The organism is Cryobacterium sp. M91 (assembly GCF_002929615.1).
Classification (GTDB): domain Bacteria; phylum Actinomycetota; class Actinomycetes; order Actinomycetales; family Microbacteriaceae; genus Cryobacterium; species Cryobacterium levicorallinum.
Genome location: NZ_PJJT01000086.1, coordinates 212,620 through 222,244, shown reverse-complemented (window position 1 = coordinate 222,244; position 9,625 = coordinate 212,620). Strand labels below are relative to the sequence as shown.

At 61.8% G+C, this 9,625-nt stretch carries 9 protein-coding genes and 1 pseudogene; 7 read left to right on the top strand and 3 right to left on the bottom strand.

Annotated features, from left to right (window positions below; all coding sequences use genetic code 11):
* Positions 1–82: 82 nt before the first annotated feature.
* The 3 genes and pseudogenes from CXY80_RS12280 to CXY80_RS12270 form a co-directional block, all read right to left on the bottom strand.
* Positions 83–457 (bottom strand): annotated as a pseudogene (locus CXY80_RS12280) (MFS transporter); the annotation flags it as partial.
* Between the two features lie 191 nt (positions 458–648).
* The gene (locus CXY80_RS12275; RefSeq protein WP_104132674.1) at positions 649–1,836 is read right to left on the bottom strand and encodes an NAD-dependent formate dehydrogenase; all 1,188 of its coding nucleotides are present in this window, start codon (positions 1,834–1,836) and stop codon (positions 649–651) included.
* Positions 1,837–1,957: 121 nt separating this feature from the next.
* Positions 1,958–2,941 (bottom strand): LysR family transcriptional regulator, encoded by a 984-nt coding sequence (locus CXY80_RS12270; RefSeq protein WP_092449401.1) that lies wholly within the window; start codon positions 2,939–2,941, stop codon positions 1,958–1,960.
* Between the two features lie 117 nt (positions 2,942–3,058).
* Between CXY80_RS12270 and CXY80_RS12265 the strand changes: the two genes are divergently transcribed.
* Genes CXY80_RS12265 through sufU form a run of 7 tightly spaced genes read left to right on the top strand, consistent with a single transcriptional unit; the run spans position 3,059 to position 9,622 of the window.
* Positions 3,059–3,820, top strand: coding sequence for a metalloregulator ArsR/SmtB family transcription factor (locus tag CXY80_RS12265; RefSeq protein ID WP_092449399.1), 762 nt, complete (start codon positions 3,059–3,061; stop codon positions 3,818–3,820).
* The gene (locus CXY80_RS12260; RefSeq protein ID WP_104132673.1) at positions 3,817–5,196 is read left to right on the top strand and encodes a SufS family cysteine desulfurase; all 1,380 of its coding nucleotides are present in this window, start codon (positions 3,817–3,819) and stop codon (positions 5,194–5,196) included. Before CXY80_RS12265 ends, CXY80_RS12260 begins: the two co-directional genes overlap by 4 nt.
* A complete protein-coding gene (gene fdxA, locus CXY80_RS12255; RefSeq protein WP_092341486.1) occupies positions 5,193–5,513 on the top strand; it encodes a ferredoxin in 321 nt (106 codons plus the stop codon). The genes CXY80_RS12260 and fdxA overlap by 4 nt, the downstream gene beginning before the upstream one ends.
* A 50-nt stretch (positions 5,514–5,563) precedes the next feature.
* A complete protein-coding gene (gene sufB / locus CXY80_RS12250; protein WP_092449396.1) occupies positions 5,564–7,027 on the top strand; it encodes a Fe-S cluster assembly protein SufB in 1,464 nt (487 codons plus the stop codon).
* Positions 7,027–7,803 carry a Fe-S cluster assembly ATPase SufC gene (sufC, locus tag CXY80_RS12245; protein ID WP_092449394.1) on the top strand — a complete coding sequence of 259 codons (777 nt, stop codon included), beginning with the start codon at positions 7,027–7,029 and terminating at the stop codon, positions 7,801–7,803. Before sufB ends, sufC begins: the two co-directional genes overlap by 1 nt.
* Entirely contained in the window at positions 7,800–9,125 is a 1,326-nt protein-coding gene (gene sufD, locus CXY80_RS12240; protein ID WP_198415548.1) for a Fe-S cluster assembly protein SufD, read from the top strand. The genes sufC and sufD overlap by 4 nt, the downstream gene beginning before the upstream one ends.
* A complete protein-coding gene (gene sufU / locus CXY80_RS12235; RefSeq protein ID WP_104132672.1) occupies positions 9,122–9,622 on the top strand; it encodes a Fe-S cluster assembly sulfur transfer protein SufU in 501 nt (166 codons plus the stop codon). The genes sufD and sufU overlap by 4 nt, the downstream gene beginning before the upstream one ends.
* The last annotated feature ends 3 nt before the right edge of the window (positions 9,623–9,625 follow it).

Genomic DNA, 9,625 nt, shown 5'->3' with positions numbered 1-9,625 from the left:
AACTCAGTGCGAGTATTCGGCGGAAACAACTTGACCATAAAACGCTCCAATCACTAGAGCGTTGCTACGACCATATGACTTTGCCGAGGCCAATCCCCCCGATAAAGCCGTAACCGAGGTACACGAGCCACAATTGGTGGCTGAAAATGCCCACAGATCCGATCATGAACCCGCCAGACCAGAACAATGCCGCCACGAACATTGCCTTGCGCGGACCGTTCGTGTCGACCCAGGTGCCCATGAAGGCGGCCGACAGTCCGAGCATAACTATGGCGATGGAGAAAATCACGCCGATTTGGGTCAGGCTGGCGTCAAAATGCTCCACTAAAGCGGTCTTGTATACGCTGGATGCATACACCTGGCCAATGCATAGGTGCACAGCGAGGGCCGCTGGCGGGATCAACCACCGGTTGAATCCAGGACGAGCAATGGTACGTTCTCGATCGAGCCAGCTCATTGATAACTTCCTTGTTATAGTTGCGACGTTGCGACGTTGCGACGTTGCGACGTTGCGACGTTGGGGCAGCCGGGGCTGCCTGGTGCGGCTGGGTGACGTGGCGCGGCGTGATGCTGCGGACGTAAGAAGGCCGCCAGCGACAGGGCAGTCACCGCGGCCTTCCCCAGGACTACATCGGTGCTCTCGCTGTCTTACTTACCGCCACTGCCGGGGCTCGACTCACCGCCGGCCGTGTAGGAGGCAGCACCAACGCCAGCAAGTTGACCGCCGTTGACGATGAGATATTCCTCCCGAATAGGTCGATCGGCGAACCAGTCTTCGAGAATCTCCCGGGTACCTGCGGCGTAGCGAGCCTGAGCGGACAGAGTCGACCCGGACACGTGGGGGGTCATGCCGTTGTGCGGCATCGTGCGCCAGGGGTGGTCGGCCGCTGGCGGCTGCGGATACCAGACGTCGCCGGCATATCCAGCGAGTTGCCCGGACTCCAACGCGCGAACGATCGTGTCACGGTCGGTGATCTCGGCTCGGGCCGTGTTCACGATGTAGGAGCCTCGTTTCATTGACGAGATCAGGGCATCGTCGAAGAGGTGATACGTCTCCGGATGCAGCGGTGCATGGATCGATACAACGTCGACGGCCCTCACGAGCGAGGCCGCATCCGGGTGGAAGGTCAGCCCAAGTTCGCGCTCGATTTCGGGGGACAGCCTGTTCTTGTCGGTGTAGTGCAGGCGAACATCAAAGGGTGCGAGTCGGCGCAGAACGGCACGACCGATGCGGCCGGCCGCGATGACACCGACGTTCATTCCTTCGAGGTCATAGGCGCGCTCGACGCTGTCGGCTATGTTCCAGCCACCATTGACGACCCACTCGTGCGAGGGAAGGTAGTTGCGAACGAGAGCGAGGACTTGCATGACAGCGTGCTCGGCGACACTGATGCTGTTGCTATAGGTCTCCTCGACCACGGTGATACCGTGGCTGATTGCTGCGTCGAGATCAACGTGATCCGAACCGATGCCGGCCGTGATCGCGAGCTTCAATTTTGGCGCCTTCGCGATCCTTTCTGCGGTCAAATAGGCGGGCCAGAATGGTTGGGAAATCACGATGTCAGCGCTCACGAGCTCGCGTTCGAATACCGAATTCGGACCGTCCTTGTCCGAGGTGACCGCCAATTCGTGTCCGGCAGCTTCCAGGAACCTGCGCAGACCGAGTTCGCCGGAAACCGCTCCCAGGAGTGCACCGGGGGTGAAGTCGATGGCGGAAGGGCTCGGCAGTGTCTGACCATCTGGGTAGCCATCAAGTACAGGGATGCTGTCGCGTGCGTACTGCGGCGGGTACCCGGTGACGGAATCTGGGTAGAGGACGAGAAGAATCTTGGCCATGTGGACTCTTTCTGTGACGCCGGTTTGGCAGGTGCCCGCCCGGCTGATGCGCTGTACCCAGTGTCTGCCTCACTTTGCTGGCCTGTCCAAGACCAGAAATCGACCGGCCGATAACTGGCGGCTATCGAAGCGTCGGCGCCGTCGGCGCGGTCGTAGCGGAAAAGCCAGCTGAAAGCTCCTGGTTGAAGAGCTCGCCCAGCCTCTGGTCGAACAATTCGCCGAGCGAGAGTTTGGCGGCGACTGCCGCGAAGGCACGGGCAATAACCGAACCGGGCGAGGCCGCACTGATCGCCACGACAACGCGAGCCGTTGCGACGGGATCGACCAGCGGTACGATCCGTGTCCGCGCCGGAGGGGTGATGGTTTGCACCCAGGTGTGCGGGACAATGCTGGCCCACCGGCCTGTCCTCATATGGGCGTGGAGGGACGCGATCGAGTCCGTCTCTACCTGAGGCACCAGCTGCACATGGTTCCGTTCGAACGCTGCGTCGATCACTTGTCTACTGCGCATTTTCGTCGTTAACACGGCAAGTGGTAATCGGGATGCCTGCACCCACGACATGGAGGTGGAAATGTCCGGTATGAGCATTTCAGAGGCAATCAGCACGTAGCGCTCCTCGTAGAGGGGCACGACATCGAGCCCCGGGTCGTCGCTAGCGTCGACGTACGTCACGCCAGCATCCAACTCGAAGTCATGCAATCGGTGTGCGATTTCGGTTGACGACAGGCCCGACTTGATCTGTACCTTGACCAGCGGATGCGCGGCACAGAACGCCGCAACCGGTAGCGCGACCGTTGTCGATGCGCTGGGCACGACGCCAAGACGCAGTACACCGGTCACGCCGGATTTGAGAGCGTGAACCTCCGCCTTGAGCGCGTCACGCTCCGCCACAATCCGTTTGGCCCACATCACCAACAGTTCGCCCTCCGGGGTCAACCCCTCAAAAGCATGACCACGGTTGATCAGTGAGACATTGAGCTCCTGCTCCAGCTTGCTGATTCCCGCGGAAAGGGCGGGCTGGGAAACGTGACAGGCCGCAGCGGCGTGCGCGAAGTGTCGTTCCCGTGCGACAGCGACAAAATATTCCAGTTGGCGAAAAAGCACGCGTTCTCCTTTGATTCGAGGGTAATGACCCAACCGCCTGCTCGACTCTAGTTGCTGCCAGACAGTGGACCGGCGCGTTGACTTGCCAGCCGAGCTGAATTAGGACATGCTTATGTCATGTTAATAGCTCACCGCCGCGGAAGCGCGGGCACAGAAGGGTCGCACCCTGGAGCGAATGGTCTGGAGGAACGCACCTGGGACCGCGTGCGGCAGATGCTCGCGGAGGATGGCCCACTGTCCGCAGCCGATCTGGCCGCGCGCTTGGGACTTACGCCCGCTGCCGTGCGCCGTCACCTCGACCAGCTGGCCGAGGAAGGGGCCGTCGAAGAACACGTGCCCGCTACATCAGGTGGCCGCGGCCGGCCGGCCCGCGCCTATGTCCTCTCCGTGTCCGGTCATGCCGGTCTGGGGGCTGACTACGTTGATGTGGCGACCTCGGCGTTACGCTTTCTCGCCGAACGCGCCGGAGCGGATGCCGTTGGCGAGTTTGCCCGTGAACGCAGCGCACGACTCGAGCGGGGGTATGCCGCACAACTGCCCTCGACCGGCGGAGATGTCCGCGCCCGTGCAGAGGCACTGGCGTCGGTACTGAACGACGAAGGTTTCGCGGCGTCGATCCGGCCGGTCGGAGCTGACCTGCCAGCGAATGGTGTGCAGCTGTGTCAGGGGCACTGCCCTGTTCTGCATGTCGCGGCCGAGTTTCCGGAGTTCTGCGACGCCGAGACCGAGGCATTCTCTCGGCTGCTCGGAGTTCCGGTTCAACGACGCACGACTCTGGCGGGGGGCGCGCACAGCTGCGCGACGTTCATCCCCCTTGACGCTCTGGCCACGACGACCACCTCCGACACGAACAATCGCAACGATGGGACAAATGCATGAGTACCAGTGCAGGACTAATCACGGGAGTGCGTCCGATCACCGGCTCCGAGGCCATCAGTTCTGACGTCGGCGCGAACGCGGCATTCAGTATCGAGGAGTCGGCCGCCATCCGTAGCGACTTCCCGATTCTCTCGCGTCTCGTGCGCGGCGGAAAACCATTGGTGTACCTCGACTCCGGGGCCACGTCACACAAACCGCGCCAGGTACTCGATGCCGAACGCACCTTCTATGAGCAGCACAACTCCGCGGTTCACCGTGGTGCTCATCAGCTGGCCGAGGAAGCCACCGAAGCATTTGAATCGGCGCGCGCGACCGTTGCACGGTTCATCGGCGCACAAACTAAGGAGGTGGTGTTCACCAAGAACGCCACCGAAGCCCTAAATCTCGTGGCGTATTCGTTCAGCAACGCGGCCGCTACCGGGGCCATGGGCGGCGTCGAAGCGGATGTTGCGGCGCGCTTCAAGCTCGGCGTGGGCGACGAGATCGTGATCACCGAGATGGAGCATCATGCCAATCTCATTCCCTGGCAGGAACTTGCCCGGCGCAGCGGCGCTACCCTGCGGTGGATCGGTGTCACCGATGACGGTCGCTTAAACCTGAACGACCTGGAGACGGTCATCACCGACCGTACCAAGGTGGTCGCCTTCACGCATGTGTCCAATGTTTTGGGTACCATCAATCCGGTTTCGGCCATTGTGGCTCGGGCCCGGAAGGTCGGGGCTCTGACCGTGCTCGACGCCAGCCAGTCGGTGCCGCACCTGGGGATCGACGTCGTCGATCTCGACGTCGACTTTCTGGCCTTCAGTGGCCACAAGATGTTCGGCCCCCTCGGGGTCGGCGTGCTCTGGGGCCGCTCTGGCCTCCTGGAAGCCATGCCCCCCTTTCTCACCGGAGGCTCGATGATCCACACCGTGCACATGGAGGGCTCAACCTACGCCGCACCGCCGCAACGTTTCGAGGCGGGTGTCCCGGTGGCCGCGCAGGCCGTCGGCCTGGCTGCGGCCTGTGATTACCTGACCCGGTTGGGGATGCCGCGGGTGAGCGCCCATGAGCAGGCCCTCACCGAAGTCCTGCTGGCCGGCCTGGCCCAACGCCCGTGGATCCGTGTCATCGGACCGGCCGATGGTGCGGACCGTACCGGTGTGGTGTCTTTCGTGGTCGACGGCGTGCACGCGCACGACGTTGGCCAAATCCTCGACGATGCCGGAGTCGCGGTGCGAGTCGGCCACCACTGCGCCTGGCCATTGCACCAGCGTCTGGACGTGGCCGCGACCACGCGAGTGACCTTCGCGGCCTACAACACGGCGGCCGAGATCACCGTGTTGCTCAACGCTCTCGACCAGGTCCCCGTGGTGTTCGGGGTGGAGACACTGTGACCTACGTCATCGCCTTGCCCTGCGTGGACGTCAAGGACAGGGCGTGTATTGATGAATGCCCGGTCGATTGCATTTATGAGGGTGACCGGGCGCTCTACATCCACCCCGATGAGTGCATCGACTGCGGAGCCTGTGAGCCAGTCTGCCCGGTCGAGGCGATCTTCTACGAAGATGACGTGCCGGAGCAGTGGGCCGACTACTACAAGGCCAACGTTGAGTTCTTCGACGACATCGGCTCCCCGGGTGGAGCGGCCAAGGTCGGCCCATACGCCAAGGATCACCCGCTGATCGCGGCACTTCCCTCACAGCGTCGCTGACCGAAACGATCGGGCTGCTCGCAGCCAACAACAACTGACATGGAGACGAAATGAGTGCACCCACAACCTCGACTGGTATCTCTGACGAGGTCCGCGAATTAGCGAACCAGGAATATCAGTATGGATTTGTGACCGATCTGGAAACTGACGTCGCACCCCGCGGGCTGAACGAAGACATCATCCGGCTGATTTCGAGCAAGAAAAATGAGCCGGATTGGCTGTTGGAATGGCGGCTCCGTGCCTACCGGCACTGGACCACGCTCACGGCACCGACCTGGCAGCACGTCACCTATGGGCCGGTCGACTACCAGGACATCATTTACTACGCCGCTCCCAAGCCGAAAAAACGCGTGGAGAGCATGGACGAGGTCGACCCGGAGCTGCGGGAGATGTTTGACAAGCTCGGCATTTCGCTCGGTGAGCAGGAGCGTCTCAGTGGCGTGGCGGTCGACGCGATCGTCGATTCGGTCTCGGTTGCGACGACGTTCAAAGACAAGTTGGCCGAGGTTGGAGTGATCTTCTGCTCCTTCTCGGAAGCCGTTCAGGAGCATCCGGATCTGGTGCGTCAGTACCTCGGCTCCGTGGTTCCGTACAACGACAACTTCTTCGCCTGCCTGAACGCGGCGGTGTTCACCGACGGTTCGTTCTGTTACATCCCTAAGGGCGTGCGCTGCCCGATGGAGCTGTCCACCTACTTCCGCATCAACGCCGCCGACACCGGCCAGTTCGAGCGAACCCTGATCATTGCCGAAGAGGGCGCTTATGTCAGCTACCTCGAGGGCTGCACGGCGCCTGTTCGTGATACGAACCAGCTGCACGCCGCCGTGGTTGAGCTGGTGGCACTGGACGATGCCCAGATCAAGTACTCGACGGTGCAGAACTGGTATCCCGGAGATGCCGACGGCAAGGGCGGCGTGTACAACTTCGTCACCAAACGGGGCATGGCTTCCGGCCGCAACGCAAAGATTTCCTGGACCCAGGTGGAAACCGGCTCCTCGATCACCTGGAAGTACCCCGGTGTGGTTCTTAAGGGTGACAACTCGGTCGGCGAGTTCTACTCGGTGGCATTGACGGCCAGACGTCAGCAAGCGGATACCGGCAGCAAGATGGTGCACATCGGCAAGAACACCAAGAGCACCATCATCTCGAAGGCTATTTCAGCCGGTCACGGGCAGAACACCTACCGCGGTCTGGTGGACATGCGACATTCGGCCGTCGGAGCCCGCAACTTCACCCAGTGCGATTCGCTGTTGATCGGCAAAGACAGCGGTGCCCACACGCTTCCATACATCGAGGTGAAGAACCAGACCGGGCAGGTTGAGCACGAGGCATCGACCTCCAAAATCGGCGAGGAACAACTCCTGTACTGCCGGCAGAGGGGTATCCCGGAAGAAGAGGCGGTGTCGATGATTGTGAACGGTTTCTGCCGTGAAGTCTTCAAGATGCTGCCCATGGAATTCGCCGTTGAGGCGCAAAAACTGTTAACCGTAAGCCTGGAAGGAAGCGTTGGCTAATGCTGAAAATCGAAGAACTGCACGCCAGTATCGAGGACAAAGAAATATTGCGAGGGGTGAACCTGCAACTGAAGCCGGGTGAGGTGCACGCGATCATGGGCCCGAACGGTTCGGGAAAAAGCACCTTGGCCAGTGTATTGATCGGCCGCGAGGGGTACCAGGTCTCTGGCAGCGTCACGTATGAGGGTCAGGACCTGCTGACCTTGTCACCGGAAGAGCGCGCTGCCGCCGGTGTATTCCTGGCCTTCCAACATCCGGTTGAGATTCCCGGCGTCGGAAACATGTACTTCATGCGCACCGCCTTGAACTCCCTGCGCCGCCAGCGTGGAGAAGAAGAACTGGATCCGGTGGACTTTCTGGCGCTGGCTCAGGAGAAGATGAAGCTCGTTGAGATGGACCAGACCTTCATGAATCGCTCGGTCAACGAAGGATTCTCCGGCGGTGAAAAGAAACGCAACGAGATCCTGCAAATGGCGATCCTGGAACCCAAACTCGCGATTTTGGATGAGACCGACTCCGGTTTGGACATCGACGCTCTGAGGGTGGTCGCCAGCGGGGTGAACGCACTCCGGAGCGAAGGCCGCAGCATGCTCGTCATCACGCACCACCAGCGCCTTTTGGACTACATCGTGCCCGACCAGGTGCACGTGATGACCGCCGGCCGGATCGTGCGTTCCGGGGGCAAGGACCTGGCCGTCGAGCTCGAAGCGCATGGCTACACCGGTACGCAGGAAGCTGACGCAGATCGATTGAGCACGGCCGGGATATTGCGATGACCGTTCTGAGCGCGGCCAGCGGAGTGCTCGCTGGCTTCGAACCTCGGCTCGGCGCGCGTGATCCCGCCTGGCTCGCCGAGGCGCGGGTAGCCGCCCTCCAGTGGGTGGGTGAGCACGGCTTCCCGACCCACAAGGATGAGGACTGGAAATACACCGGGTTGGCCCCGATCCTCGCCGTACCGTTCGATGCCGCCACCGTGGCATCCGGCAGCCGGGTGACGGCAGAAATGATCGACGAGGCAGCGGTCGATCTCGGTGGTCCACGGTTGGTCTTCGTCAACGGCCATTTCTCGTCCGAATTCTCGCGAGTGACCGGGGTGCCGGCCGGTGCAGTCGTCACGACCCTGGCCGCGGTGCTGGCAGCCGGGCCTGATCGCCTCGAACCCTTTTTTGCGCATGCACCGGGAGTGCGTCACGCCTTCGCAGCGTTCAATGACGCTCTGGCCGAGGATGGCGCATTCATTCATCTTCCCAGCGGCACCATCGTGGACGAGCCGATTCAGCTGGTCTACTTCTCCGACACCGGTGGAGTCCCGCTGATATCCAGTCCACGTTCGGTGATAATCGCCGATTCTGACTCTCGTGCCACGATCGTCGAGACCTACGCCGGGATCGATTCCGACGTGTATTGCACCAACGCCGTCACCGAACTCCTCCTCGCCGAAGACGCCCACATTGAGCACTACAAGGTGCAAAACGAGCCGACGAGTGCTTTCCATGTGGCGCTGCTGTCCGTGCGGCAAGGGCGGGGCAGCCGATTCTCTTCCCGTTCCATCATGCTCGGCGCCAGCATCGCCCGGCACGAGGTGCGAGTTCAACTGGATGGCGTCGGCGCCGAGGTCAGCCTCGACGGCGTCTACCTGCCCCAGGGCGATCAACTCCACGACAACACGATCTTCGTCGATCACGCCGCGACCGACTGCACCAGCCACCAGCTGTATAAGGGAGTGTTGGACGGCCGGGCACACGGTGTGTTCAACGGTCACATTATGGTTCGTCATGGCGCTGACGGTACCGATGCGAACCAGAAGAACAAGAACTTACTGCTCTCCGACCGCGCCGAAGTCGACACCAGGCCCCGGCTGGAAATCTATACCGATGATGTGAAGTGCACGCACGGTGCTGCGGTGGGCCAAATGGATGAGGAGGCTCTGCTCTATCTTCAGACGCGTGCCATCCCGCTGGAAGCGGCCAGGGGCCTGCTCATCTACGCGTTTGTACACGAAATGGTGGACCGGATTGAGTTGGATCTACTGCGCGCCCAGTTGGAACGCGTGGTCGCCACCCGGTTCGGGAGTGACGCCACTGTGGTCGCTCCATGACGGCCGGCCCAGGGATCGCTTCGTTCAGTGCGGGAATCGCGGGTCTTTACCAGGAAATGGTCATCGACCATGGCCGCCGGCCACGGAATTTTCGTACAATCGACCGCGCGACGTGCTCGATCGAGGCCGTTAACCCGCTATGCGGCGATCAGTTAACTCTCGCCATTCAACTCACCGACGGCGTCATCGCCGACGTTGCCTTCACGGGGAGCGGATGCACCATTTCCCAGGCATCCGCTTCGCTGATGACCATGGCCGTCAAGGGTATGGCAGAGGAGGAAGCCCTGACGCTGTTCGCTCGCGTGCACACCATGCTCACCAGCGAATCCGAGGGGGAAGCGGCATTGGCCGAGGTGGGCAAGCTCGCGGTGCTCTCTGGCGTATGGGAGTACCCGACCCGGGTCAAGTGCGCCTCCCTGGCCTGGCAGGCGTTGCGCAGCGCGCTGGAAGGTGACGACCGCGCCGATGGCAGCCGTGTCGTCGGAACGGAGAAGTAGCCG